Annotated in this window: 21 protein-coding genes; 5 read left to right on the top strand and 16 right to left on the bottom strand. The window is 71.6% G+C overall.

Annotated elements, in window-relative coordinates; all coding sequences use genetic code 11:
* Positions 1 to 17: 17 nt before the first annotated feature.
* The 3 genes from DEJ03_RS06650 (at position 18) to glgB (ending at position 6,841) form a co-directional block, all read left to right on the top strand.
* A complete protein-coding gene (locus tag DEJ03_RS06650; RefSeq protein ID WP_110863990.1) occupies positions 18 to 2,117 on the top strand; it encodes a glycogen-debranching protein in 2,100 nt (699 codons plus the stop codon).
* Between the two features lie 174 nt (positions 2,118 to 2,291).
* On the top strand, positions 2,292 to 4,292 hold the full coding sequence (locus DEJ03_RS06645) for an alpha-1,4-glucan--maltose-1-phosphate maltosyltransferase (protein WP_181422628.1): 2,001 nt from the start codon (positions 2,292 to 2,294) through the stop codon (positions 4,290 to 4,292).
* Positions 4,289 to 6,841 carry a 1,4-alpha-glucan branching protein GlgB gene (glgB, locus tag DEJ03_RS06640; RefSeq protein ID WP_110863989.1) on the top strand — a complete coding sequence of 851 codons (2,553 nt, stop codon included), beginning with the start codon at positions 4,289 to 4,291 and terminating at the stop codon, positions 6,839 to 6,841. The genes DEJ03_RS06645 and glgB overlap by 4 nt, the downstream gene beginning before the upstream one ends.
* Positions 6,842 to 7,052: 211 nt before the next feature.
* Here glgB and DEJ03_RS06635 read toward each other — a convergent pair whose 3' ends face one another.
* Both DEJ03_RS06635 and DEJ03_RS06630 read right to left on the bottom strand, forming a co-directional pair.
* Positions 7,053 to 8,063 carry a tetratricopeptide repeat protein gene (locus DEJ03_RS06635; protein ID WP_110863988.1) on the bottom strand — a complete coding sequence of 337 codons (1,011 nt, stop codon included), beginning with the start codon at positions 8,061 to 8,063 and terminating at the stop codon, positions 7,053 to 7,055.
* A complete protein-coding gene (locus tag DEJ03_RS06630; protein ID WP_110863987.1) occupies positions 8,060 to 9,802 on the bottom strand; it encodes a hypothetical protein in 1,743 nt (580 codons plus the stop codon). Before DEJ03_RS06630 ends, DEJ03_RS06635 begins: the two co-directional genes overlap by 4 nt.
* A gap of 184 nt (positions 9,803 to 9,986) precedes the next feature.
* Between DEJ03_RS06630 and DEJ03_RS06625 the strand changes: the two genes are divergently transcribed.
* Positions 9,987 to 11,828, top strand: coding sequence for a hypothetical protein (locus DEJ03_RS06625; RefSeq protein WP_181422627.1), 1,842 nt, complete (start codon positions 9,987 to 9,989; stop codon positions 11,826 to 11,828).
* 87 nt (positions 11,829 to 11,915) lie between these two features.
* Here DEJ03_RS06625 and DEJ03_RS06620 read toward each other — a convergent pair whose 3' ends face one another.
* The 10 genes from DEJ03_RS06620 to DEJ03_RS06575 all read right to left on the bottom strand — a co-directional run bounded on the left by DEJ03_RS06620 (position 11,916) and on the right by DEJ03_RS06575 (position 20,722).
* The gene (locus DEJ03_RS06620) at positions 11,916 to 12,665 is read right to left on the bottom strand and encodes an alpha/beta hydrolase (RefSeq protein WP_110863986.1); all 750 of its coding nucleotides are present in this window, start codon (positions 12,663 to 12,665) and stop codon (positions 11,916 to 11,918) included.
* Positions 12,662 to 12,964, bottom strand: a complete 303-nt coding sequence (locus DEJ03_RS06615; protein WP_110863985.1) for a hypothetical protein — start codon at positions 12,962 to 12,964, stop codon at positions 12,662 to 12,664. The genes DEJ03_RS06620 and DEJ03_RS06615 overlap by 4 nt, the downstream gene beginning before the upstream one ends.
* Positions 12,965 to 12,976: 12 nt before the next feature.
* On the bottom strand, positions 12,977 to 13,891 hold the full coding sequence (locus DEJ03_RS18215) for a transglycosylase SLT domain-containing protein (protein ID WP_258370622.1): 915 nt from the start codon (positions 13,889 to 13,891) through the stop codon (positions 12,977 to 12,979).
* A gap of 147 nt (positions 13,892 to 14,038) precedes the next feature.
* The gene (locus DEJ03_RS06605) at positions 14,039 to 14,587 is read right to left on the bottom strand and encodes a DivIVA domain-containing protein (RefSeq protein WP_071406375.1); all 549 of its coding nucleotides are present in this window, start codon (positions 14,585 to 14,587) and stop codon (positions 14,039 to 14,041) included.
* Between the two features lie 77 nt (positions 14,588 to 14,664).
* A complete protein-coding gene (locus DEJ03_RS06600; protein WP_110864057.1) occupies positions 14,665 to 15,609 on the bottom strand; it encodes a phosphatidate cytidylyltransferase in 945 nt (314 codons plus the stop codon).
* A gap of 65 nt (positions 15,610 to 15,674) precedes the next feature.
* The gene (gene frr / locus DEJ03_RS06595; RefSeq protein WP_027465871.1) at positions 15,675 to 16,229 is read right to left on the bottom strand and encodes a ribosome recycling factor; all 555 of its coding nucleotides are present in this window, start codon (positions 16,227 to 16,229) and stop codon (positions 15,675 to 15,677) included.
* Between the two features lie 47 nt (positions 16,230 to 16,276).
* Positions 16,277 to 16,996 (bottom strand): UMP kinase, encoded by a 720-nt coding sequence (pyrH, locus tag DEJ03_RS06590; RefSeq protein ID WP_071406376.1) that lies wholly within the window; start codon positions 16,994 to 16,996, stop codon positions 16,277 to 16,279.
* 127 nt (positions 16,997 to 17,123) lie between these two features.
* Positions 17,124 to 17,951: a translation elongation factor Ts gene (gene tsf / locus DEJ03_RS06585; protein WP_027465873.1), complete on the bottom strand. Its 828-nt coding sequence runs from the start codon at positions 17,949 to 17,951 to the stop codon at positions 17,124 to 17,126.
* 88 nt (positions 17,952 to 18,039) lie between these two features.
* Positions 18,040 to 18,957 (bottom strand): 30S ribosomal protein S2, encoded by a 918-nt coding sequence (gene rpsB, locus DEJ03_RS06580; protein WP_027465874.1) that lies wholly within the window; start codon positions 18,955 to 18,957, stop codon positions 18,040 to 18,042.
* A 322-nt stretch (positions 18,958 to 19,279) separates the two neighbouring features.
* Positions 19,280 to 20,722 carry a sugar porter family MFS transporter gene (locus DEJ03_RS06575; protein WP_258370619.1) on the bottom strand — a complete coding sequence of 481 codons (1,443 nt, stop codon included), beginning with the start codon at positions 20,720 to 20,722 and terminating at the stop codon, positions 19,280 to 19,282.
* Between the two features lie 319 nt (positions 20,723 to 21,041).
* Between DEJ03_RS06575 and DEJ03_RS06565 the strand changes: the two genes are divergently transcribed.
* Positions 21,042 to 21,665 (top strand): murein hydrolase activator EnvC, encoded by a 624-nt coding sequence (locus DEJ03_RS06565; RefSeq protein WP_181422626.1) that lies wholly within the window; start codon positions 21,042 to 21,044, stop codon positions 21,663 to 21,665.
* Positions 21,666 to 21,729: 64 nt separating this feature from the next.
* Here DEJ03_RS06565 and DEJ03_RS06560 read toward each other — a convergent pair whose 3' ends face one another.
* From DEJ03_RS06560 to DEJ03_RS06545, 4 genes are read right to left on the bottom strand one after another with little or no spacing between them, the layout of a single operon-like run.
* Entirely contained in the window at positions 21,730 to 22,662 is a 933-nt protein-coding gene (locus DEJ03_RS06560) for a tyrosine recombinase XerC (protein WP_375342291.1), read from the bottom strand.
* A 25-nt stretch (positions 22,663 to 22,687) separates the two neighbouring features.
* On the bottom strand, positions 22,688 to 23,923 hold the full coding sequence (gene dprA / locus DEJ03_RS06555; protein WP_110863980.1) for a DNA-processing protein DprA: 1,236 nt from the start codon (positions 23,921 to 23,923) through the stop codon (positions 22,688 to 22,690).
* Positions 23,923 to 25,446: a YifB family Mg chelatase-like AAA ATPase gene (locus DEJ03_RS06550; protein WP_110863979.1), complete on the bottom strand. Its 1,524-nt coding sequence runs from the start codon at positions 25,444 to 25,446 to the stop codon at positions 23,923 to 23,925. Before DEJ03_RS06550 ends, dprA begins: the two co-directional genes overlap by 1 nt.
* The gene (locus DEJ03_RS06545) at positions 25,443 to 25,820 is read right to left on the bottom strand and encodes a YraN family protein (protein WP_258370616.1); all 378 of its coding nucleotides are present in this window, start codon (positions 25,818 to 25,820) and stop codon (positions 25,443 to 25,445) included. Before DEJ03_RS06545 ends, DEJ03_RS06550 begins: the two co-directional genes overlap by 4 nt.
* Positions 25,821 to 25,952: the final 132 nt, after the last annotated feature.

Genomic DNA, 25,952 nt, shown 5'->3' with positions numbered 1-25,952 from the left:
CCTCGTACCCTTGTCGCGTGCACGAGACAGCGATCGACCTGACGCCGGGGTTCTCCCTGGGCGGGACCGTCCCCCGGTTCACCCTGCGGTCCGCGACGGCGACGGACGTCGTCCTGGTCGTGGCGAGCGCGGGGAGCGCCGACGGAGCCGACCCCTCCGACGTGCGGCCGACGCGGTACGCGCTCGAGCGGGTGCCGGACACGGACGTGTGGACCGGCGAGGTCCCCGGGGTCGTGCCCGGCGACCGCTACCACCTGCTCGTCGACGGGCCGGTCGGGCCGCGGCACGAGTTCGACCCGACGCGTCCGCTGCTCGACCCGTACGCGCGGGGCATCCTGCCGACCGGCGACGACGAGGCGGCCGGCCCCCGCTGGACCAGCGTGGTCGTCGACGACGCGTTCGACTGGGGCGGCGTCGTGAAGCCGCAGGTCCCGCTCGACCGTGCCGTCGTCTACGAGGCGAACGTCCGCACCCTGACGGCCGCGAACCCGCACCTGCCGGACCACCTGCGCGGCACGTACGCCGGGGTCGCCCACGAGAGCACGATCGCGCACCTGCACCGCATCGGCGTCACGACGCTCGAGCTGCTGCCCGTGCAGGCGTTCGACACCGAGCGGTGGCTCCGCGATGCCGGCCGGCAGAACGCCTGGGGCTACAACACGCTCGGGTTCTTCGCCCCGCACGCCGCGCACGCCTCGGCACCGGCGCAGCAGGAGGGCGCCGACGCCGTCCTGCGCGAGTTCAAGGGCATGGTCCGGCTGCTGCACGAGGCCGGCATCCAGGTCGTCCTGGACGTCGTCTACAACCACACCGCGGAAGAGGGCCTGGGCGGTCCGACGACGAGCCTGCGCGGCATCGACGGCGCGAACCGCTACCGCTGGGCGCAGACCGACCCGCCCCGCCGGGACACCTACTACGACACCACCGGGTGCGGGAACACGCTCGACACCTCGGTCGAGGCGACGGCGGACCTCATCCTCGACAGCCTGGTGTACTGGGCGCGCGAGGTGCAGGTCGACGGGTTCCGCTTCGACCTGATGGCTGCCCTGGCCCGCGACGGCGAGCACCGGTTCGACCCGTCGCACCCGCTGCTCGAGCGCATCCGGAACCACCCGGACCTGCAGGACACCCTGGTGATCGCCGAGCCGTGGGACGTCGGCCCGGACGGCTGGAAGACCGGGGAGTTCGGCGCAGCCGGGCACCGCACGAGCGAGTGGAACGACGGGTTCCGCAACACGGTCCGCCAGTTCTGGCTCACCGACATCGCCGAGGAGCGCCGCACCGGCCTGCCGCAGACCGGGATCGGTGCGCTCGCCGGAGCCCTGACCGGGTCGCGTCACGTCTTCGGCGCCGATCGCGGCCCGCTGGCGAGCGTCAACTTCGTCACCGCGCACGACGGCTTCACCCTGCTCGACCTGGTGTCGTACGACGGCAAGCACAACGAGGCCAACGGCGAGGACAACCGCGACGGCTCGAACGACAACCGCTCGTTCAACCACGGCATCGAGGGTGACACCGCCGAGCGCGGGGTCCGCGCCGCGCGCGGCCGGTCGATGCGCAACCTGGTGGCGACCCTGATGCTCTCCGCCGGGGTGCCGATGCTCACCGCCGGCGACGAGCGGAGCCGCACGCAGCACGGCAACAACAACGCCTACGTGGTGTCCGACGACCTGACCCCGGTGGACTGGTCCGACGACGAGGACGCCGAGACGATGACCGAGGCCGTCGCCGCGCTGGCCCGGTTCCGGCAGGCGCACCCGTCGCTCCGCCCCACCCGCTTCGGCGTCGAGGGGCAGGAGACCCCCGGAGCTTCGCGGATGTCCTGGTACGGGCCGGACGGGCACCCGATGACGATCGAGGGCTGGGACCAGCCCGTGCACCGCGCCCTGCAGTACTTCGTCGAGTCGACGCCGGAGCACGAGCCCTTCGACCGCGTCCTGGTGGTCGTGCACGGCAGCGGCCGCACCCGCGACCTGACCCTGCCGGTGCGCGAGGACGTCCTCGGGTACCGCCTGGCCTGGTCGAGCGAGAAGCACCGCGACCACGAGCGCCTCCGTCCCGCCGGGCAGGTCTTCACCGCCTACGGCCCCGGCATCCACCTGTTCGAGGTCGCGTAGCGCCGAGCAGGCGGTTGCGGCCCGGCGTCGTGACCGGGTGGCGGACGGGAGGCCCGTGGCGGCCCCGCCACGGGCCTCCCGTCCGGTCCTCAACAGGCTCCACGGCGCGCCCGGCCCTCCACAGCGGGCCGATTCCGGGGAACGCGGAGCCGCTCGCCGGGTAGCGTCGCTTCCGTGGCCACCGCAGACCGACCCCGCCGCCCGAAGATCGGGCGCATCCCGATCACCGAGCTCGCCCCGAGGACGCCGAACGGCTTCCCCGGCAAGGCATTCGACGGCGAGGTGATCACGTTCGGTGCAACCGTCTTCCGAGAAGGACACGGCATCATCGGCGCCGACCTCGTCCTCGAACGCCCAGACGGTGGAACCCGCACCGTCCCCATGACCCTCGGTGCCCCCGGCACCGACCGCTACGAAGCCACGGTGCAGGTCGACCACGTCGGCGTCTGGACGTGGCACGTCGAGTCGTACTCCGACGACTGGGCGAGCTGGCTGCACGGCGCACGCCTGAAGATCGCGGCCGGCGTCGACACCGAGGCGACCCTGCTCGACGGTGCCGTGCTGCTCGACCGGCTGGCCGAGGAGACCGACTCCCCCGCCGCCACCCGTGCCGCCGCACGCGTCCGCGACACCGACCTCGACCCGGCCGAACGCCTGGCCGCCGTCGACGACCCGCGGATCGTCGCCGAGGTCGAGGAAGCCCCGCTCACCGCGCTCCGGACCCACTCCGCCACCCAGCTGCTCGACGTCGAACGCACCCGCGCCGGCGTCGGTGCCTGGTACGAGTTCTTCCCCCGCTCGGAAGGCGCGAAGAAGAACCCCGACGGCTCCTGGAAGAGCGGCGACTTCCGCACCGCGGCCCGCCGGCTGCCCGCCGTCGCCCGGATGGGCTTCGACGTCATCTACCTGCCGCCGATCCACCCCATCGGAACCACCGCCCGCAAGGGGCCGAACAACACGCTCACGCCCGGGCCGAACGACCCCGGCAGCCCCTGGGCGATCGGCTCCCCCGAGGGCGGGCACGACGCGATCCACCCCGACCTCGGCACCGAGGACGACTTCCGCGACTTCGTCGAGACGGCGAAGAACACCGGCATGGAGGTCGCGCTCGACTTCGCGCTGCAGTGCTCCCCCGACCACCCCTGGGTCACCCAGCACCCGGAGTGGTTCACGCAGCGTGCCGATGGCTCCATCGCGACCGCCGAGAACCCGCCGAAGCGCTACCAGGACATCTACCCGATCCAGTTCGACACCGACCCCGAGGGCCTGGTCACCGAGGTCGAGCGCGTCCTGCGCCACTGGATCGACTTCGGCATCCGCATCTTCCGCGTCGACAACCCGCACACCAAGCCGCTCTGGTTCTGGGAACGCGTCATCCGTGAGATCCGCGACGAGCACCCCGACACCGTGTTCCTCGCCGAGGCGTTCACCCGCCCGGCGATGATGCGCGCGCTCGCCGAGGCCGGGTTCCAGCAGTCGTACTCGTACTTCACCTGGCGCAACACGAAGGACGAGATCGAGGACTACTTCACGGAGCTCTCGCACGAGACGAGCGACTACCTGCGCCCGAACCTCTTCGTGAACACGCCCGACATCCTCACCGAGTACCTGCAGTTCGGCGGCCGTGCCGGCTACAAGGTGCGCGCGGCACTCGCCGCCACCGGTGCGCCGACGTGGGGCATGTACGCCGGGTACGAGCTGTTCGAGGACGTCGCCCGACCGGGCTCGGAAGAGAACATCGACAACGAGAAGTACGAGTACAAGCCGCGCGACTTCGCCCTGGCTGAGGCCGAGGGCGCGTCCCTGGCGCCGTACGTGACGATGCTCAACCGCCTCCGTGCGGCGCACCCCGCGCTGCGACAGCTGCGGAACCTGCACGTGCACGCCGCCGACGACCCGGCGATCGTCGTCTACTCGAAGCACCTGTCGGGCGAGTACATCCGGTCAGGGCGCCCCGACACCGTGATCGTGGTCGCCAACGTCGACCCGCACTCCGCCCGTGAGACCACCGTGCACCTGGACCGCGCCGCACTCGGTCTGCCGACCGAGGGCCTGTTCGACGTCCGTGACGTCGTGACCGGTCAGCGCTGGACCTGGGGCGCGTCGAACTACGTCCGCCTGGACGCGTTCCAGGAGCCCGTGCACCTGCTCGTCGTGGAAGGACCCCACCGATGACCCCCGAACCGACCGACCCCACGAAGCGCGGACCGGCCGTCCCGCCGGTGCCGCCTCCGCCGCCGGCCGTGCCGCGGTACGAGCCGAAGGTGTCCGCGCCCGACGAGGACCTGCCCGGCGCTCCGCCGGCGCAGCGCGAGGCGCCCGACCGCGGCGTGGCGGAGTCCGCCACGCTCGCCGGGCACCCCGCCGACCCGACGCACCCGCGGCAGCCGACCGTGGCAGCCGCGGCATCGTCGGACGCCCCGACGGCCCCGACCGGCGGCGCTGCGCCCGTGGTCCGCCCGGCCTCCGTCGACGCGCCCGTCGCCCCCAGCGCCGCTGCTCCGGCGCCGACTGCTGCCTCGGCTCCGGCCGCCACCGGTGCGGCCACGGATCCGCGTCCGGCTCCGATCGAGGACTGGCTGCGTCTGCAGGTGGCCGAGGGCCGCTGGTCCCAGCCGCACGACGTGCTCGGCCCGCACCCGGTCGACGGCGGCACCAGCGTCCGCGTCGTCCGGCACCTGGCCCGCGCGGTGCGCCTCGTGCGCCCCGACGGCGACGACATCGAACTCGCGCACGAGGGCGACGGGCTCTGGGCCGGTGCCACTGCCGAGAACCTCGGTCGCTACCGCGTCGAGTCGGAGTACGACTACGACGAGTCCACGGACGAGGACGACGCCACCTGGACCACCGACGACGCGTACCGGTTCCCCCCGACGCTCGGCGAGCTCGACCTGCACCTGTTCGGCGAGGGCCGTGACGAGCAGCTCTGGCACCACCTCGGCGCACACGCCCGCACGGTCGACGGTGTCGACGGTGTCGCGTTCGCCGTCTGGGCACCCCGGGCCACCGCCGTCCGGGTGATCGGTGACTTCGAGGGCTGGGAAGGCCGCACCACCGCGATGCGCCGTCTGAGCGACCTCGGCGTCTGGGAGCTGTTCTGGCCCGGCGCCGTCGTCGGCCAGCGCTACAAGTTCCAGATCCTCACCGACTCCGGGTGGGTGGAGCGGGCCGACCCGTTCGCCCGCGAGGCCGAGATCGCGCCCGCCACGGCCTCCGTCGTCACCGAGTCCACGTACACGTGGTCCGAGGGCGACGCCGCATGGATGGAGCGCCGCGCACAGACCACCACGCACGACGCCCCGATGAGCGTCTACGAGGTGCACCTCGGCTCGTGGCGCCCCGGCCTGTCGTACCGCGAGGTCGCCGACCAGCTCATCGGGCACATGGAGTACACCGGCTTCACCCACGTGGAGTTCCTGCCGCTCGCCGAGCACCCGTTCGGCGGCTCGTGGGGCTACCAGGTCACCGGGTACTACGCACCGACCGCGCGCTTCGGTTCGCCGGACGACCTGCGCTACCTGATCGACCGCCTGCACTCTGCGGGCATCGGCGTGATCATGGACTGGGTCCCCGGGCACTTCCCGAAGGACGAATGGGCCCTCGGGCGCTTCGACGGCTACGCGCTGTTCGAGCATCCGGACCCCCGCCGCGGCGAGCAGCTCGACTGGGGCACCTACGTGTTCGACTTCGGACAGCCGCAGGTGCGCAACTTCCTGGTCGCGAACGCGCTGTACTGGTTCGAGGAGTTCCACATCGACGGCCTGCGGGTCGACGCGGTGGCCTCGATGCTGTACCTCGACTACTCCCGCACCGACTGGCTGCCGAACATCCACGGCGGCCGCGAGAACCTCGACGCGATCTCGTTCCTGCAGGAGACGAACGCGACGGCGTACAAGCGCTACCCCGGCATCGTGATGATCGCGGAGGAGAGCACCTCGTGGCCGGGCGTGACCCAGCCGACGAGCGCTGGCGGACTCGGCTTCGGGCAGAAGTGGAACATGGGGTGGATGCACGACTCGCTCGAGTACGTGCAGCGCGACCCCGCGTACCGCAGCTACCACCACGACGAGATCACGTTCTCGTTCGTCTACGCGTTCAGCGAGCAGTTCACCCTGCCGATCAGCCACGACGAGGTCGTGCACGGCAAGGGCTCCCTGTACGGCAAGATGCCCGGCGACGAGTGGCAGAAGCTCGCCAACGTGCGTGCGTACCTGGCGTTCATGTGGGCGCACCCCGGCAAGCAGCTGCTCTTCATGGGCCAGGAGTTCGCGCAGCCCGCCGAGTGGTCCGAGGCGAAGGGCCTCGACTGGTGGCTCCTCGACCAGCCCGGCCACCGCGGTGTGCAGGACCTCGTCGCGGAGCTCAACCGCGTGTACAAGGACTCCCCTGCGCTCTGGACGCACGACTCGACGGCCGACGGCTTCGAGTGGCTCGAGGGTGGCGACGCACCGCACTCGACCCTCGGGTTCCTGCGGAAGGACGGCGACGACCGGGTCGCGGTGTTCGTGAACTTCTCCGGCGTGCCGGTGGAGCGTCGCTTCGGGCTGCCGACCGCCGGCGAGTGGCACGAGGTGCTCAACACCGATGCTGCCGAGTACGGCGGCTCCGGAGTCGGCAACCTCGGCGTCGTCACCGCAGAGGACACCCCGTGGGCGGGCCGCCCCGCCTCAGCGCACCTCGTGGTGCCGCCGCTCGGTGCCGTCTGGCTGAAGCTGGCCCAGTAGCCCGGCCAGCGTCCGCGACGCGACCGACAGACAGACGGGAGGCCCGGTGCCAGCTGGCACCGGGCCTCCCGTCTGTCTCGTGCCGGGCGAGCGGTTGTGCTCGGGACGCCGTCGTGTCCTCGAGACGCCCCCGAGACGCCGAGACGCCGCCGGATTCGGCGGCGTCTCGGTGTGACGACGGCGTCTTCTTCGCCGTCCGGACCCCGCGGGTCTAGTACAGGGCGTTCGCCAGGCGGCGACGCGCTGCGACGACGCGCGGGTCCTCGCTGCCGATGAGCTCGAAGTACTCGACGAGCCGGACGCGCAGGGCCTCACGGTCCTCGCCGAACACCGTCGGCACCAGGTCGAGCAGTCGCCCGAAGGCGTCGTCGACGTGCCCGCCGGAGATGTCGAGGTCGGCGACCGCGAGCTGCGCCTGGACGTCCTGCGGGCCGGCGGCAGCGGCCGCACGGATCTCGTCGGCCGTCCGGCCGTTCAGCCGGTCGAGCAGCGACACCTGTGCGAGCCCGGCCACGGCCATCTGGTCGTGCGGGTCCTGCAGGATCGCGGTCTTGTACTCCTCGATCGCGGTGGCGTAGTCGCCCTGCTCGATCGCGTCGTACGCGGCCTGGTGGTGCGGCGGGAGCGGCTCCGGCTCCGGTTCGCCCTGCTCAGCGTCGACCTCGGTCGCAGCGCCGGCGACGGTCACGCGACCGGCCACGCCGTTCTGCTCGGCGGCCTGGAGCACCTGCTCGTAGACGTCGCGGACCTGCGCCTCGGGCAGTGCCCCGACGAAGAGCCCGAGCGGGCGTCCGCCGATCACGGCTGCGACGGTCGGGATCGACTGCGCCTGGAACGCCTGCACGAGCTGGGGGTTCGTGTCGGCGTCCACCTTGGCGAGCACCACGCGGCCGTCGTACTCCGCGGTGAGCTGCTCGAGGATCGGCGAGAGCTGCTTGCACGGCCCGCACCACTCGGCCCAGATGTCCACGATGACCGGGACGACGTTCGACAGCTCCAGGACGTCCTGGAAGGTCGCGTCGGTGACGTCGATCACGAGCGACGGGACGGTCAGGTCGGCACCGTTCACGGCGCCGGCCTCGGTGCCGGGAACGGCTCCGCCGGCGGAACCCGCCGGGGCCGGAGCACCGGACGGCTGGGGCGGCCGCTGTGCACGGTCGACGAGGGACGACAGGTCCACGGCTCCGCGGAGCCCGGACGGGGTCGGGGGGATGTTGCTCATTGCACCTCACTCGCTGCGGTCAGGCCCTGTGTGAACCCGAGCAGGACCACTTTGCCATCCGAGGCGACCGGCGGCACGTAGAAGAGCAGCTGGACGCTGTAGGTCGCGCTGATGCCCTTCTTGCTCGTGTCCACGCCGGACAGTGCCTTGACGGCACCCTCGGTGTTCACCTCGGCACCCGAGGCGGTCGGGGTCACCTTCTCGATCTCGTCCAGGTCCGCGGAGACCAGGGCGCCGGCGTCGTCGGTCGCGATCGCGACGGCGGAGTCGGCGGGCACCTCGGACGAGTACTCGATCTTCGCCGTGTCCGGCAGGGCCTTGGCCTTCTTGTCCTTGTACACCTTGCCGATGGTGGTGCGGAGCGCATCGCCCTCGGTCGCGAACAGGTCGGCGTACTCGCTGGCGGTGTCCTTCGACAGGATGTCGCCGTAGGCGGTCGCGACCTGGTCGGGCTGGATCGTCAGGAGCTTCGACTCCGGCGCGAGCAGAGCGGCACCGATCGTCGTCGGGGCGAGGCTCGGGATCTTCGCGTCGGCCTCGAGCGAGACGTCGTACGCCACCTTGTAGGGATCGCGGGCGGTGTCCTGCACCAGGGTCAGGGCCTGCGGCGCGGACTTGGCGTCACAGTCCTCGGCGACGATCGTGAAGACCGTTCGGGGCCAGGTGTCGGTCTGCTGCGGCAGCGCGACGCACACCTGCGCGGCCGAGATCGCCGGCGGTGCCTTGACGTCCGAGTCCTTGCCGCGGATCGAGTAGTTCGCCAGACGGAGGTCGAGCGCCGCTCCGGAGAACCGGGTCCGGACCAGGTCGCGGTCGCGCGCCCCGTCGGCCTGCTCGGCGACGGCGGCGGTGCGCTGCACGATGCGGGTGATCTGCTGCTTGGTCGCAGCCGTCGGCTCGGTGGTCTCAGCAGCCCCCGTGGCGGTGGCCGTCGGGGTCGGCGTGGCGAGCGACGGGTCGCCGCCCTGCGGCCAGTAGTCCGAGGAACAGCCGGCCAGGGTCAGGGCGCCGACGAGCAGCACCGGGACGCCGATGAGCGCGCGCGTGCCGCGACGACCGCGGCGCGGCACCTGCGCTCCGGCGGCGGCGGCTCGACGGGACGCACGCACCCGCGGCGGGCGGCTGCCACCACTGCGACGGCGGGGACCGCGGCCACGGCGCTGGTGCAGGAAGGCGAGGACGAGCAGCACGAGGCCTCCGAGGACGAACACGCCGCCGGCCACGAGCAGCGGACCGACCGCCGGCGTCGCGGTGTCCTGCGGCCAGGTGACGGACACGTCGCTCGGCGCTGCGGCCTTGCCGTCGCTCACGACGAGGACCGAGACGTCCTGCGGCAGGCGGACGGTGAACTGTCCGGCTCCGTCGTACTCCTGGTACCAGAGGTCACTGCCCTTCGGCGAGGGGACGCTGGTCTCGCTGCCCGAGGTCGACCCGACCAGCGACCCCTTCTCGGCGTCGAAGCGGAGCGTAGTGTGCTCGGCGTCACCGATCCAGGCGTCGACGTCGGCGGTCTTGCCGTAGGCCGCGAAGACCTTGCCGGAGCCGGACACGTTGATGCGCTGGTAGCCGGGGTTGGCGTTGAGCGTCGTCCCCGGGATCACGGTCACCGGGGCGGAACTGGTCGTCGAGCTCTCGGCCACGAGCGAGGACGGCGGCGCGAACACGGTCCGCTGTCCCACCGCCAGCGCCACGAGCAGCAGACCGATGACGAAACTGACGATCGCCAGGACGAATCGCACGAACTCTCTCCCTACCGCGCCGGGGTGGGGATGTCGGCGCGCGAATCAGCGACTCAGGATAGCGAGCAACGCTGGACAGCGCATCAATCCGCGCTGTCGCCGGACTCAGACGACCCGCTCCGGCCGCCACTACAATCGACCGCGGGCCGATCCGGGCCCTCCGCCGAGCACCCAGGAGCGACACGTGGCGAACGACGAGGCCGAGTTCGGGACCGAGCTGCGGGGGTACCGCCGCGACGAGGTGGAGCGTTCGCTGAACGACCTGCGCCGCGAGCTCATCAAGTCGAACAACGACCGCGCCGACGCCGCGAAGGAGATCCGTCTCCTGCAGGCCCGGGTCTCCGAACTGCAGGGCGAGCTCGACGAAGCCGGCACCCCCACGTACAGCGGACTGGGCACCCGCCTCGAGTCCACCCTGCGTGTGGCCGAGGAGCAGTCGACCCGCCTCATCAGCCAGGCGGACATCGACGCCCAGCGCCTCCGTGCCTCGAGCCGTTCCGAAGCCGAGCGCACCGTCCGCGAGGCCCAGGAGGAAGCGCGCGACACCCTCGAGGACGCCCGCACCCGCGCCACCAACGAACTGACCCGCGCCCGCGCCGAGGCAGCCGACACCGTCGAACGTGCCCGGGCCGAGGCCGGTCTGCTCACGCAGGACGCCCGCAACGAAGCCGCCGCGATCCGCGGGGCAGCCGTGACCGAGGCCGCCGAGGTCCGTTCCGTCGCCATCCGCGAGACGAACGCACTGCGCGCTCAGGTCGAGCACGAGGTCGCCGAGCTGCGCGAGATCGCCCAGCGCGAGTCCGCCGACGCCCGCACCGCTGCCGCCGAGCTCGACCGCGAGACCGAGCACCGCCGTTCGGTCTTCGAGGCCGACCACGCCCGCCGCACCGAGGACCTCGACCGCGAGGAGACGATCCGGCGCGAGGCCCTCGAGCGCGAGGTCACCGAGGGCCGCGCCGCCTGGCACCGCGAGCGTGACGAGGAGCAGCAGGCACACGCGCTGGCACTCGAGACCGGTCGCGCCGAACTCGAGTCCGAGGTCACCCGCCGCCGCGCCGAGCTCGACACCGAGGTCGCCGACCGCCGCCGCGAACTCGACGAGGAACTCGCCGCCGCCCGCGCCCAGTGGGACCGCGAACTGGCAGCAGCCCGCACCGCACTCGAGCAGGAGATCGAGGCGGCCCAGGCGCAGCTCCGCGTCGACGAGGAGCAGACCCGCGTCGAGAACGCGCGCCTGGTGCAGGAGACCGCCGACCGGATCGCCCGTGAGCTCGAGGAGCACGACGCCCGGATCGCGCAGGAGCGCGCCGAGGCCGATGCGGCAGCCGAGCGCGCCGTCCGGGAGCACGAGAACGCCATCGCCGCCCGACGCGAGCGCGAGCACGCCGAGGTCGACACCGAGATCGCCGACCGCCGCACCGCCGAGCTCGGGATGCTCGAGGCCGAGCGCACCGCCCTGCGGCAGGAGATCGACACCGCACGCGCCGCCCTGGTCAAGGAGCGCGACGAGGTCCGTGCCGAGATCGCCCGGGAGCGCGACGAGGCCCGCACGACGCTCGAGTCGGAACTCGCCTCCCGCCGCGACGACGCCGAGCAGGACTACCTGCGGAAGCACCACGAGACGGTCACCGAGACGCAGAAGTACCTGGACGAGGCCAACCTGCAGCTCGCCGAGGCCACGCGCCGCGCGACCGAGGCCCGCGAACGCGCGGAACGCCTGCAGCAGGAGGCCGACGACCTCGAGCGCACCAGCACGGCCGAGGCCCAGGAGCACGCCCGCACCATCGTCGCCGACGCGCAGGACCGGGTGCACCGGATGGTCGCCGACGCCGAGGAGCGCACCGCCGGCGTCATCGCCGAGGCCGAGGACCGCCTGGCGGCGATCCGCACCGAACGCGAAGCCGTCGCGGGCTACCTCGAGAACCTCCGCGGGGTCCTCACGAACGCCACGGGCCTGCTCGGCACGGCACCCGCCGCAGCGTCCGCTGCGGACGCTGCCGACGACGTGGACGCGACCGACCGCTGACGGTCCACGGCCTGGAGGCGCGACCCGCGCCTCCAGGCCGTCCCACCTGGTGCAGGTGGCGGGCCGCAGGGCGTCGTACGGACGTGCTCAGACGGGCCAGTGGGTCGGCAGCGGGGCGCTGCCCGGCACGACGAGGTCGGCGATCGCGTCGAGGACGATCCGCACGTACCGCTCCCCCACCCACAGGTGCTTCGCACCGTCGACGGGCACGACCCGGACGTTCGGGGCGAGCGCGAACCGTGCCGCCGCGGCCTCGGGCTGCAGGAAGTCGTCGTGCTCGGGGACGAGCGCCACGACCGGCACCTCGACGGCAGCCCAACGGGCGAGTTCCTCGTCCGAGGTGCGGTGCAGCGGCGGTGACAGCAGGACGACACCGGCGACCGTGCCGGCCTCGACGTGTTCGAGCGCGTGCTTGAGGATCACCTCGGTGCCGAAGGACCACCCCACCAGCCACGGGGTCGGCAGGCCGCGGTCGACGACCTCGGCGACGGCGGCGCGCAGGTCGAAGCCCTCGGACACGCCCTCGCCGAAGACACCCTCGGACGTGCCGCGCGGCGACGTGACGGACCGGAAGTTGAACCGCAGCACCGCGATGTCGGCGAGGGCGGGCAGCCGTGCCGCGGCCTTCTTGAGGACGTGCGAGTCCATGAACCCGTGCGCGGTCGGCAGGGGGTGGAGCGTGACGATGGTCCCGCGAGCCGGGGTGTCGGCCGGCTCGGCGAGTTCACCGACGAGCGTCAGGTGGTCGTCCGTGACGAGCTCGACATCGGTGCGACGGGCCGGCAGCACGGTGGCGGACCGGATCTCGGTGTCGTGCGGCACGTCGTGCTCGGTCATGCGATGCTCCAGCAGTGGTTGTGCCAGTGCCGGCGCGACGCCAGGTCGGCAGCATCGCCGAGCACGCCGTCCGCACGCCAGACCACCACGTGGGCCGTGCCGGGCAGGACGCTTCCGCCGCACCCCGGGCAGATGTACTCCTTCTGCGCCGACGCGGCCGAGATCGGCTGCACCTGGTACTCGCGACCGTGACGGACCTCGGTGCGCTTCCACGAGCTCATCAGCCGGTCGAGGGTGGTCTCCTCGTCAGGCTCGACGTCGCGACCACGGGGACGCCGCGGTCGGTTGCTGCGCGGCACCCGAGCAGCCGATCAGTACCAGTTGTTGGCCTGGCTGTGTCCCCAGGCACCGCAGGGGGTGCCGTAGACGCCGGCGATGTAGTTGAGACCCCAGGTGATCTGCGTCGCCGGGTTGGTCTGCCAGTCGGCGCCGGCCGTGGCCATCTTGCTGCCGGGGAGAGCCTGCGGGATGCCGTACGCACCGCTGGGGTTGTAGGCGTTCACCCGCCAGCCGGACTCCTTGTTCCACAGCGAGACCAGGCAGTTGTACTGGTCGGTGCCCCAGCCACGAGCCGTGACCTGCTGCAGGGCGATCGCCTGCGCGCTGCCCGGGTCGGGCGTCGCGGCGGTGGCGGCGAGCGTGTTGGCGGCCGAGACCGGCTGGGTCTCGGTGGCCGCGGCGTCAGCGCTGTCGTCGGTGGTCCCGGCGTCGGCGTCGGCTTCGTCCTCTTCGACGACGGGCTTGACGACCTTCGGGGCCGGGACGGTGACGTCGTAGCCGTCACGGTCGGCAGCGGCCACGGCGTAGGTGCCGTGCGCGGTGTACTGCTGCGGCGCCGGCGGCGTCTTCACGAGCACGGGGGTGTCGACGGCGGCCTGTGCCACGTCGGCCTGCAGCGGGTTGAACAGCGAGCCGCCGACGAACAGGAACACGCCGACGAAGGACATCATCGGGGCGACCGCGCGCTTACGTGCGACGGCGTTCACCGACGACGCGGTGGGCTTGACGAGCTTCGGCGTCGCACGGCGCTGCACCGTCGCGGTGCGCTGCTTCGCGGGACGCTGGTCGGCGTCGACCAGAGCATCGTGGGCGAAGGACGCCACACGCTCGTCGGAGACGCGGTTCGCCGCCACCGACTTCGGCGTGGCGACCGGACCCGTCGCCGCGGGCGCTGCCTGCGGGGTCACCCCGAACGCCGACGTCTCCGTCGTGCGGGTTCGCTGCATTGCCGCGCGGCGCTCACCGGAAGCCTGGAGGCTGAGGTGCTCGCGGGTATCGCGGTCGGAGCTTGAGTCTGCCGTGTGCCTGCCCATGAGTAGGACCAGGGTAACGGAACGATCACGGAAAGCGAAGCACCTGGGGACAGCGCGTCGTCACCGGACAGCGAGCATCACTTCGACGACGGCGTCGAGCAGGGCGTCGACCTGCGCCTCGCGGTACCCGCCGTGCTTCGGGCGGAAGACGATCGAGCGGACCTCGGTGAGGCTGAGCGGCTTGCCCTCGCGGAAGTACCCGGCCAGTCGGGCGGCGAACGCGTCGACGTCCTTCGGGTGGTAGCCGGTGCCGAGCACGCTGACCCGGCTGAACCGCTGCCCGTCGGGCCGCTCGAGCCGCGCCACGACGTCGGAGGCCTTCGTCCGTGCCTCGGCGTACCAGGCCTTCTTGCCGACCTCGCTCATCTCCCGCTCACGCTCGCGGGCCGCGAAGGCGTCCTCGAGTCGCTCGAGTGCGGCGTCGACGTGCGACGTGGAGTAACCGCCCTTGCGCATCGAGAACGCCGTGGCGCGGATCTTCGCGGCCTCGATGCCGGGGGCGCTGTCGTCGGCGGAGTACGCGCGCCGGGCGTCCTCGAGGAAACGCTCGACTTCGTCGACGTCGTAACCGAGGGCGGAACGGGCTGCGGTCGGGAAGGTGGTGGCCACGGCGTCATTCTGCCAGTCCCCGACCGTGGCACAACCTGGACGCGCTGAGTGCGGCGTTCAGCCCCGCCCGACAGCGGTCAGTGGTTGACGATCAGGTACAGCACGTAGGCGACGGCGGCGGACGGCAGGATGCTGTCGATGCGGTCGAGCAGGCCGCCGTGTCCGGGCAGGAACGACGAGATGTCCTTGATGCCGAGGTCGCGCTTGATCATCGACTCGGTCAGGTCGCCGAGCGTGGCCGAACCGGAGATGAGCACACCGAGCAGGACACCGGTCCACCAGGGCAGCCCGAGCATGAACACGGCCACCAGGATGCCGACGACGATGCTCGCTGCCACGGATCCGGCGAAGCCCTCCCACGTCTTCTTGGGGCTGATGCGGGGAGCCATCGGGTGCTTGCCGAGGTTCAGCCCGGTGGCGTACGCACCGGTGTCGACCGCCACGACGACGAGGATGAACCCGATCACCCAGAGGTTGCCGTCCGGCTGGGCGGAGAGCAACACGACGCACGCGCCGAGCAGCGAGATGTAGGCCTGCACGAACAACCCGTTCGTGAGGTCTCGGGCGACGTTGCCGGCCGGGGGCTTCTGCCGCACGACGGCGACCTCGAGCAGTCGCCAGACGCTGATCAGGACGATGCCGCCGAGCAGGGTGAACAGCGCCGCCACCTGGCCGAGCAGGAACGCCGCCGGCACGATCGCGATCGCGACGGCAACGCTCGGGATCCGCGGGACGTCGCGGCCGGCGAACCGCATCGCGCTCGTGAGTTCGTAGACGCCGACGCCCAGCAGGAACGCCGCGACGACCATGAAGGACGGCGGCCAGAGGAGCAGCGTGCCGAGCATCACGACCGCGAACGCGAGCGCGATGCCGATCGCCGCCGGCAGGTTGCGCCCGGTCCGCGCGGTCAGCGCTTCGTTGCGCGCGCCGAAGTCGGCCTTGCGCTGGCGGAGCTGCGCCTCGAAGTCGGTGCGCGCCGCTCGTGCGCGCGCATCGAAGTCTTGACGGAGCCCCTTCTTCACGGGCCCGCTCGACGCGGGCCCGTGCTCTGCTGTGGGGCGGTCATCGCCCTGGTCGGAGCGACGCATCAGACCTCGAGGAGTTCGGCTTCCTTCTTCTTCAGCGACTCGTCGATCTGGTCGACGTGCTTCTTCGTCAGGGCCTCGAGGTCCTTGTCGCCGCGCGAGATCTCGTCGTCGGAGATCTCACCCTTGAGTGCGTCGAGGTCGTCCTTGGCCTTGCGGCGGATGTTCCGGACGACGACCTTGTGGTCTTCGCCCTTCGTCCGCACGAGCTTGACGAATTCCTTGCGGCGGTCCTTGGTGAGCTCCGGGATCGTCACGCGGACGATGTCGCCGTCGTTCGTCGGGCTGGCGCCGAGGTTCGGGAAGGTCGCGATCGCGCGCTCGATCTCCTTGAGCGCCGTCTTGTCGTACGGCGTCACGATGAGCGTGCGGGCCTCGGGGGTCTGCAGCGACGCGAGCTGCGCGAGCGGCGTCGGCGTGCCGTAGTACTCGACCGGGATCTTCTGGAAGAGCGCCGCGTTGATGCGGCCGGTGCGGACGGTCGAGAAGTCGTCCTTGGCGACCTCGACCGCCTTCGCCATCTTCTCGGTGGCTTCGGTCAGGACATCACTGATCACGGTGTTACTCCTTCGGTACTGGCGTCGAGTCTAGTCAGCGCCGGGGGTCAGTTGCTGACGACGGTGCCGATGCGCTCGCCACGGATCGCGGCCTGGACGTTGCCGTCGCCCTCCATACCGAAGACGTGCATCGGCATGCCGTTGTCCATGCAGAGCGAGAACGCGGTGGCGTCGACGACCTTGAGGCCCTTGAGCAGCGCGTCCTGGTAGGTCACGTGGTGCAGCTTCTCGGCGGTGGCGTCCTTCTTCGGGTCGGCGGTGTACACGCCGTCGACGCCGTTCTTGGCGACGAGGACCTCGTCCGCCTTGATCTCGAGCGCACGCTGCGCCGCCACCGTGTCGGTGGAGAAGTACGGCAGTCCGGCACCGGCGCCGAAGATGACGACCCGGCCCTTCTCGAGGTGCCGCTCGGCGCGCCGCGGGATGTACGGCTCTGCGACCTGGGTCATCGCGATCGCGGACTGCACGCGGGTCGCAGCGCCCGCCTGCTCGAGGAAGTCCTGCAGCGCGAGTGCGTTCATCACCGTGCCGAGCATGCCCATGTAGTCGGCGCGCCCGCGGTCCATGCCGCGCTGCGAGAGCTCGGCTCCGCGGAAGAAGTTGCCCCCGCCGACGACGATCGCGATCTCGACCTCGCGCGCGGCGACGGCGATCTCCTTGGCGATGGTGCCGATCACGTCGGGGTTCACCCCGAGGGAGCCAGCGCCGAACGCCTCTCCCGACAGCTTCAGCAGAACGCGGCGTCGTCCGGTCTTCTCGTCGGTCATCTGGTCCGCACCCTTCGTCGTGGTCTCGTGGAAATGTACTCGCGGATGTGTCGCGCGCGTGTCGTGCCGGCGCGCGCGAAAAACGGGGCCAGGAACCTGGTTGGTTCCTGACCCCGTCACGGGTTCGTTACGCGCCGACCTTGACGCGGGCGAAGCCCTGGATCGTGATGCCGGCGTTCTCGGCGGCCTTCGCGACGGAGATCTTGTTGTCCTTCGCGTAGTCCTGGTCGAGGAGCGACACCTGCTTGATGTAGGCGTTCACCCGGCCCTCGACGATCTTCGGGAGCGCAGCCTCGGGCTTGCCCTCTTCGCGCGTGATCGCCTCGACGGTCGCACGCTCCTTCTCGATGGCCTCGGCCGGGACCTCGTCGCGGGTCAGGTACGTCGGGTTCGCGAACGCGACGTGCTGGGCGATCGAACGTGCCTCGGCGGCGTTGTCACCCTCGTACGCGATGACGACGGCGATCTGCGGCGGCAGGTCCTGGCTGGTCTTGTGCAGGTAGATCTCGAAGGCCGAGCCCTCGACACGGCGGACCGTGCGGACCTCGAGCTTCTCGCCCAGCGCGGCAGCCGACTCGTTGACGACCTCGAGGACGGTCTTGCCGTCCAGCGGTGCGGCGTTGGCGGCAGCGACGTCGGCGGCACCGGCAGCGGCGACCGCGCCCAGCACCTTGTCGGCGAGGGTCGTGAACTTCTCGTTCTTCGCGACGAAGTCGGTCTCGCTCGCGAGCTCGACGACCGTGGCGGCGCCGTTCTCGGAGGTCGCGACGACGACACCCTCGGAGGTGGCACGGTCGTCGCGCTTGGCGACGGCCTTGGCACCCTTGATGCGGAGCAGCTCGACGGCCTTGTCGTAGTCGCCGTCGGCCTCGACGAGCGCGTTCTTCGCGTCCATCATGCCGGCGCCGAGGTCCTCGCGGAGCTTCTTCACGTCAGCAGCGGTGAAGTTTGCCATTGACTGGAGTCCTTTCTGGACTGTACGTGTGTGGAGAGTGGAGTGCAGTCGGGGCGCCGGACCCGGTGGGGTCCGGCGCCCCGGCGACTCACTCGGCGGGGGTGGTCTCCGCGGCTGCCTCGGCCTCGGCCGTCGGCTCCGCGTTCTTCGCCTCGTCGGCGATCGGCTCGCCGATCTCCTTCGCGGCGACCTGCGCGTCAGCGTCGTTCTCCTCGACGGGGGCGGCGGGCGCCTCGGTCGTGGCGGCGGTCTCGCCACCGAGGAGCTCCTGCTCCCACTCGGCGAGGGGCTCGCTGGCCTCGTCCTCGTCGCCACCGTTGTGGCGGGTCTTCAGGCCCTCGGCCGCGGCGTCGGCGACGATGCGGGTCAGGAGGCCGACAGAGCGGATCGCGTCGTCGTTGCCCGGGATCGGGTACGTGATCTCGTCGGGGTCGCAGTTGGTGTCGAGGATGCCGATGATCGGGATACCGAGCTTCTGCGCCTCGTCGACGGCGAGGTGCTCCTTCTTGGTGTCGACGATCCAGAGCGCGCTCGGGGTCCGCGTGAGGTTGCGGATACCACCGAGGGTCTTGTGGAGCTTGTCCAGCTCGCGCTTCTTGATGAGGAGCTCCTTCTTGGTGAAGCCCTTCGTCGTGTCGTCGAAGTCGATCTCCTCGAGCTCCTTCATGCGCGCGAGGCGCTTGGAGACCGTCTGGAAGTTCGTGAGCAGACCGCCGAGCCAACGCTGGTTGACGTACGGCTGGCCGACGCGGGTCGCCTGCTCGGCGATGGAGCCCTGGGCCTGCTTCTTGGTGCCCACGAAGAGGATCGTGCCACCGTGCGCGACCGTCTCCTTGACGAAGTCGTACGCGCGGTCGATGAAGGCCAGCGACTGCTGCAGGTCGATGATGTGGATGCCCGAGCGCTCGGCGAGGATGAAGCGCTTCACCTTCGGGTTCCACCGACGGGTCTGGTGTCCGAAGTGGACGCCGCTGTCGAGCAGCTGGCGGATGGTGACGACGGCCATGTGCCGTCCTCCTTCTGTGTTCTCGGCGCGCAGCCGTGCTCTCGCACGTCGCTGCGGACCTGTTGCGGTTGTGTCGATCACGACCGTCGGTCGTGGTCCCTGGTGTCCTGGCACGCGACCGCCCGCTCGTGAGAGCGGGACCGGTGGTCGGGTACCGAGCCCGTGAGGGCTTGGTGGACACGCGAAGTCAGCGCGCATCAGCACGCTGCTGGATAGATGCTAACAGAAGGGAGGCCCGGATCACGCGCGCCTCGCGGCTGACGTGATCCGGGCCTCCTGGCCGGCGATCCGTGCGGAACGGACGCGGTGCGCGACCGACCGATCAGGCCTTGGCGTCCACCGTGTCGCCGTCGGCGGAGATGCCCATCTCCTCGAGCGAGCGGCCCCTGGTCTCCGGGATCTTGGCGATGACGAAGAACAGCGACAGCAGCGCGAACAGCGCGTAGATGCCGTAGGTGACCGTCAGGTTGAAGCCGGACAGCACCGGGAACGAGATCGTCACGATGAAGTTCGCGATCCAGTTGGCGGCCGAGCCGATCCCCAGCGCCGTGGCGCGGATGCGGTTCGGGAACATCTCGCCGAGCAGGACCCACATGAGCGGACCCCACGTGGCGCCGAAGGACACCACGAAGAGGTTCGCGAAGATCAGCGCGATGACGCCCCACGAGCCGGGGAGGCTCGGGCTGCCGTCGACGATCGTCGCCTGCGAGAACGCGATGGCGACCATGGTGAGCGAGACGAACATGCCCGCGGAACCGGCGACGAGCAGCGGCTTGCGGCCGACCTTGTCGACCAGGAAGATCGCCACGAAGGTGACGGCGACGTTGACCACCGAGGTGATCGTGGAGATGAGGAACGAGTCTTCCTCCTTGAAGCCGACGGCCTGCCAGAGCGTCGTCGAGTAGTAGAAGATCACGTTGATGCCGACGAACTGCTGCAGCACGGCCAGGATGATGCCCACCCAGACGATCGGCTGGAGCCCGAAGCGGTTGCCCCGGATGGAGCCCTTCTTCTCGTTGGCTTCCTTCTTGATGCCGTCCTGGATCTCCTCCAGGCTCGTGTTCACGGTGTCGCGCGGGACGATCTTGCCCATCACGACGCGCGCATCGTCAGCACGGCCCTTGGTGAGCAGGTAGCGCGGGGACTCCGGCAGCGTGATCGCCAGGACGCCGTAGACGACCGAGGGGATCACCCCGACCAGGAACATCCAGCGCCAGGCGGCCAGGCCCCAGACCTCGGCCGAGGCGCTGCCCGCGGTGACGGCGAACAGCTGGTCGGACAGGAGCGCGGCGAAGATACCGAGCGTGATCGCCAGCTGCTGGAACGAGGCCAGCCGCCCGCGGATCGCCTTCGGGGAGACCTCGGAGATGTACGCCGGTGCGATGACCGAGGCGGTACCGATGCCGAGACCGCCGACGAGACGCCAGATCACGAGGTCCCACGTCGCGAACGCGAACGCCGAACCGATCGACGAGACGAAGAACAGCACGGCGGCCCAGAACATGATCCGGGTGCGGCCGTAACGGTCGGCGAGGCGGCCGGCGAAGTAGGCGCCGAACGCGCAACCGATCAGGGCCGATGCGACCGCGAAGCCGCTGGCCGCGTCGGAGAGGTTGAACTCGCCCTTGATCGCGTCGACGGCGCCGTTGATGACGGACGAGTCGAAGCCGAACAGGAAGCCACCGACCGCCGCCGCGATGGCGAACAGGGTGACCTTCCCCTTGAACGCACGGTCTTCGCCGTGCCCGGTGGTCGTGGTGGACACGATGCTCCTGGGTTCTGCCGCCGTGCAGTTGTGCAGCACGGTGCCCCGGCGGTCGGCTGGTTCGCCGTCCGAGCGGCGTTGCGTGTTCCGGAGCGGCCCCGACTGTACTCCTCGCTCGGGATCTGGTCATAACCGGGGCGTGATCGGGACGGCGCGGGGCTTGCGCGCCGACGCGGAACGACACTGTCGCCGTCGTACGACGTCGGTTCTGTCGTTTCCGTCCTCGGCACGTTCCTCCCCAAGCCTGGAGGCGCGACTCCCCCTCCACGGATCGCCCACGCCCGCCCCGGGGCCGGGTTCCACCGCCCAGGCTGGGGACATGCGATCGAACGCACGTCCCGTCCTGCTGTCCGTGGTGTGCGCGGCGGTGCTGAGCGTGACCGTGCTGAGCGGGACGGTGCTGGGCGGGACGGCGGTGTTCGGAGCCGGGGCGTCGGTGGGCTCCGAGGCGTCGGTGGGCTCCGGGGTGTCGGTGGGCTCCGGGGCGTCGGTGGGCACTGCCACCGATTCGGGCCGGGTCGAGGCTCGCTGGGTCTGGCCCACCGGATCGCGGGTGGTCGAGCGCGCCTGGGAAGCGCCGTCCTCGGACTACGCCGCCGGCCACCGGGGCCTCGACGTCTCGGCAGCCCTCGGCAGCACTGCCTCGGCGGTGGACGACGGCACCGTGGCGTTCGCCGGCCCTGTCGGCGGCCGCACCGTCGTGACGATCGACCACGGCGACGGGCTGGTCAGCACGCTCGACTCGGTGACACCCCTGGTCGCCGCCGGGGACGAGGTCGTGCAGGGCGCGCCGGTCGGCCGTGTCTCGGTCGGGCACTGTCCGGCGTCGGCGCCGTGCCTGCACCTCGGTGCTCGCGTCGACGGTCGTTACGTCGACCCGATGGCGTACCTGCCACCGGCCGAGTGGCCGGTGCTCCTGCCCGAGTCGGCATGGCCCGGTTGAGCGGAGCCGCCCGGGACCGACCGGGAACCGACTGGAACCGGACGGGACGCACGTCGGCGCAGCGTCAGGCGCGCGGGTGCGCCGTCCGGTAGACCTCGCGCAGCCGGGCCGACGACACGTGCGTGTAGATCTGCGTCGTGCCGAGGCTGGCGTGACCGAGGAGCTCCTGCACCGCGCGCAGGTCCGCTCCCCCGTCGAGCAGGTGCGTCGCCGCGGTGTGCCGGAAGGTGTGCGGCCCGCTCGGGCCCTCGCCCGGCAGGTCACCGAGCAACCGCGCCACCACGCGGTAGGCACTGCGGACGCCGAGTCGGGCGCCACGGTCGCCGAGGAACAGCGCCGTGCCTGCCGGTCCCTCCGCCCGTGCTGCGAGGGCGGGCCGTCCGCGCTCGAGCCACGCCTCGAGTGCGTCCCGTGCCGGCACCCCGAACGGCACCACGCGTTCCTTGCCGCCCTTGCCGAGCACCCGCACGGTCAGGCGTCCGCGATCGACGTCGGTCACGTCGATCCCGACGAGTTCGCTGACCCGGATGGCCGCGGCGTACAGGAGCTCGACCAGGGCCAGGTCCCGCAGCGCCGCCGGGTCGTCCGTCGCCGCTCGGGCACCGAGCCCGTCGAGCAGGGCGCGCACCTGGTCGGCCGACACGACGCGGGGAAGGTGCGCCCCGCCCTTCGGTGCACGGAGCCGGACCCCGGCGTCGGTCGTCGTCACCCCGGTCTCGCTCGCCCAACGCGTGAACGCCCGCACGGACGAGGACCGCCGAGCGATCGTCGACCGGGCGAGCCCCCGGTGGTCGGCGTCCCACAGCCAGTCACGGAGGAGCTCGAGCTCGACGTCGGCGACGCGGTCGACCCCTCGGGTGTCCGCGAAGGCCACGAGCTGCTCGAGGTCGTTGGCGTACGCGCGCAGGGTCTGCTCGCTGAGGCCCCGCGCGTGCCGGGCATGCCCGAGGAAGGCGTCCACCGCCATCACCAGTCGACCGTCCGTCCGCGCAACCACGACGTCAGCGTACGGCTGTCGACCGTCATGCCCGCCCCCACCCGCCGCCGCTCGCGACGACGAGTCCCTGCAGCTGCGCCAGGGCGAGCGCGTCGGCGACGTCGGCCGTCGACATGCCTGCCCGACGGGCGATCTCGGCTTCGGGCAGAGCGCGACGACCGAGCGCGTCGAGCACCCGGAGCACCTCGGGGTCCTGCCGACCGGACAGGAGCGGTTCGTCCGGCACCGCTCCCCCGCTCGTCCCGGTCGCCGGTCTCGCCGCCGCGACCGGATCGCCGGGGTGCACGACGATCTGCGCCCGCCCCTGCGCGATGAGCCGGTGGCACCCGACCGATGCCGAGGACGCGAACGCTCCCGGGACCGCGAACACCGGCCGGCCGAGCTGCGCTGCGTGGTGGGCCGTGTTGAGCGCCCCGGACCGGGCGCCCGCTTCGACCACGACCGTGACGTCGGCCAGCGCGGCGATCAGCCGGTTCCGGGCGAGGAAACGCCACCGCGTCGGTCGCGTCCCCGGTGCCGACTCAGCGAGCAGCGCCCCCTGCCGCGCCACGTTGTGGAGCAGCTGCGCGTTGCCCACCGGGTAGAGCTGGTCGATGCCACCCGCCAGGACGGCGACCGTGGGCGTCCCGGCGGCGACGGCGACACGGTGCGCCACCGCGTCGATGCCGTAGGCACCCCCGCTCACGATGAGGAATCCCGCGTCCGCAGACGTCGAGGTGATCTCCGCCGCGGCCTCGGCACCGGCCACCGTGTTCGCCCGGGACCCCACGACGCCCAGCGCCGGCGTCCCGTCGCCGAGGCGCGCACCCGTGCTGCGCGTCCAGAGGACCACCGGGGCGTGCGGCCCGAGGTCGTCCATCGCGGGCGGCCACCCGTCGCTCTCGGGGACCAGCAGTCCGGCTCCGACCGCACCGGCCGCCGCGAGCACGTCGCCCACCTCGACAGCGGCCAATCGGGGCCGCCAGCGTTCCACCGCGGTCTGCAGCACGCCGAGCAGCACCGCTGGGTCCTCCGCACCCGGCACCTCGGCGTCGACGCAACATCCCAGCAGCGAATCGAAGTCTCCGTCCGCGGCGAGCAGCACCGCACCGAGCGCACGTTCCGGTCCGAGGCCGGTGAGGAGCTCTCCGGCGACGGAGTCCCCCGGTTCGACGATGGCCGACCAGGCGACCCGTGCCGCGGCCTGCACCGGATCCACCGCGGCACCGCTCCGTCCCAGCAGGCGCGCCACCGTGTCGAGGAGCTCCCTGCCCGCCAGCATCACAGCGCGCTCCGCAGGGCCAAGGCGCCGCGGACGTGCGCGCCCGTGGGCCGCTCCACCGCGTCGAGGTCGGCGAGCGTCCACGCCAGGCGCATGACACGGTCCCACCCGCGCATCGTCAGGGTCCCGAGGTCGAGTGCGCGGTCGAGGTCCGCCGTCGACCCGGGTTCGATACGTCCCTCGGCTCGGAGCCACGTCCCGGTGACCTCGGCATTGCGCTTCCATCCTGTGCCGTGCAGTCGCTCCGCCATGCGGGCTCGTGCTGCCGCGACCGCCGCACGCGCGACCGCCGTCGTCGGGGTGCTGCCGTCCGCGTCCCGCATCCGACCCGTCGTCACCCGGGGCACCAGCACCCGGATGTCCATCCGGTCGAGCAGCGGCCCGGACATGCGGCCGAGGTACCGGCGGACGGTGCTCGGCGAGCACTCGCACGGCTGCCCGTGCGCACCACCGGCGTTGCCGCACGGGCAGGGGTTCGCCGCCAGGACGACCTGGCAGCGTGCGGGGAACTCGGCCGCTCCAGCCGCACGGTGGATCGTGATCCGCCCGGACTCGAGCGGTTGCCGGAGCGCGTCGAGCACGGCCCGCGGGAACTCCGGCGCCTCGTCGAGGAACAGGATGCCCCCGGTGGCGCGCGACACCGCTCCGGGGCGCAGGACCCCGGACCCACCGCCGATGAGCGACACCGCCGACGCGGAGTGGTGCGGGGCTTCCCACGGTGGCTTCGTGCTCCACGACGCGGGGCCCAGCCCAGCGACGGACCGGACTGCGGCGACCTCGAGCGCGGTCTCGTCGTCGAGGTCGGGCAGCAACCCGGGCAGCCGTTCGGCGAGCATGGTCTTGCCGGCGCCCGGCGGCCCGAGCAGCAGGGCATGGTGTCCACCGGCCGCCGCGGCGATGAGTGCTCGGACGCCGACCGGGTTCCCCACGACGTCCGACAGCTCGGCTACGGGACGCGGCACAGCCGTGACCGGGACCGGCAGCACCGGGTCGACCTCGACCGTCGGTAGGAGCGCCCCGGCGTCGATCGCCGCCGCCCGCAACGAGTCCACGCCCCGGATCCGGACCCCGCCGACCACACGGGCCTCGGTCAGGTTGCCGACGGGCAGCACGACGCGGTCCACACCGGCGTCGCGCGCGGCGATCAACATCGGGATCACGCCGGGGACCGGACGCACCCGCCCGTCGAGGCCGAGCTCGCCGATGTAGACGATGCGCTCCGAGACGTCCGGCGCGAGACCGGCACCGGCGAGCACGGCCATCGCGATGGCGAGGTCGAACCCCGAACCGCGTTTCGGGATCGCCGCCGGGGTCAGGTTCACGGTGATCCGGCGGGCGGGCAGCGGGCACCCCGCGTTCGCCGCCGCGGATCGCACACGTTCCCGTGCCTCACCCAACGAGGTGTCGGGCAGACCGATGATGCTGAACGCCGGGAGCTGACTGGTCAGGTGCGCTTCGACCTCGATCCGCCGACCGGTGACCCCGAGCAGCGCGACCGCGGCAGCGCGCCCGATGCCCGTCACAGGACACCAGCCAGGTGCTCGACGACCGTGCGGGGCCCGTCGACGTGGACCGCGACGACGTCCACCCGGACCGCGCGCGGCGAGACCCCGGGATGCGCGTCGAACCACTCGGGCACGAGTCGCCGCATCCGGGTGAGCTTCGCCGCCGTGATCGCCTCGAACGGGTGACCGGTGGCGGCACCGGAACGGGTCTTCACCTCGACGAAGGCGAGCGTGCAGGAATCCCACGCGACGATGTCGATCTCACCGCGCGCACATCGCCAGTTCCGCTCGAGCACGCGGAATCCCCGGGCTTCGAGCCAGGCCACCGCTCGCTCTTCACCGAATCGTCCGAGTCGGCCGTTCCGGAGCGACCGCCCCGGTGCTCGTTGCACGTCTTGTTCCATGTCGTTGCCTCCACGACAACGATCTCCGGAACGCACACACCGATCGGCGAACTCGGAGAGTCTGTGGAATCAGTGCGGACGAATTGCCCCTGTGGAGGAAAGAAGAAGGACCCGGGCGAT

It is taken from the genome of Curtobacterium sp. MCLR17_043 (assembly GCF_003224215.1).
GTDB lineage: Bacteria > Actinomycetota > Actinomycetes > Actinomycetales > Microbacteriaceae > Curtobacterium > Curtobacterium flaccumfaciens.
The sequence above is the reverse complement of the archived record's forward strand: the minus strand, read 5'-3'. Positions and strand labels throughout refer to the sequence as shown.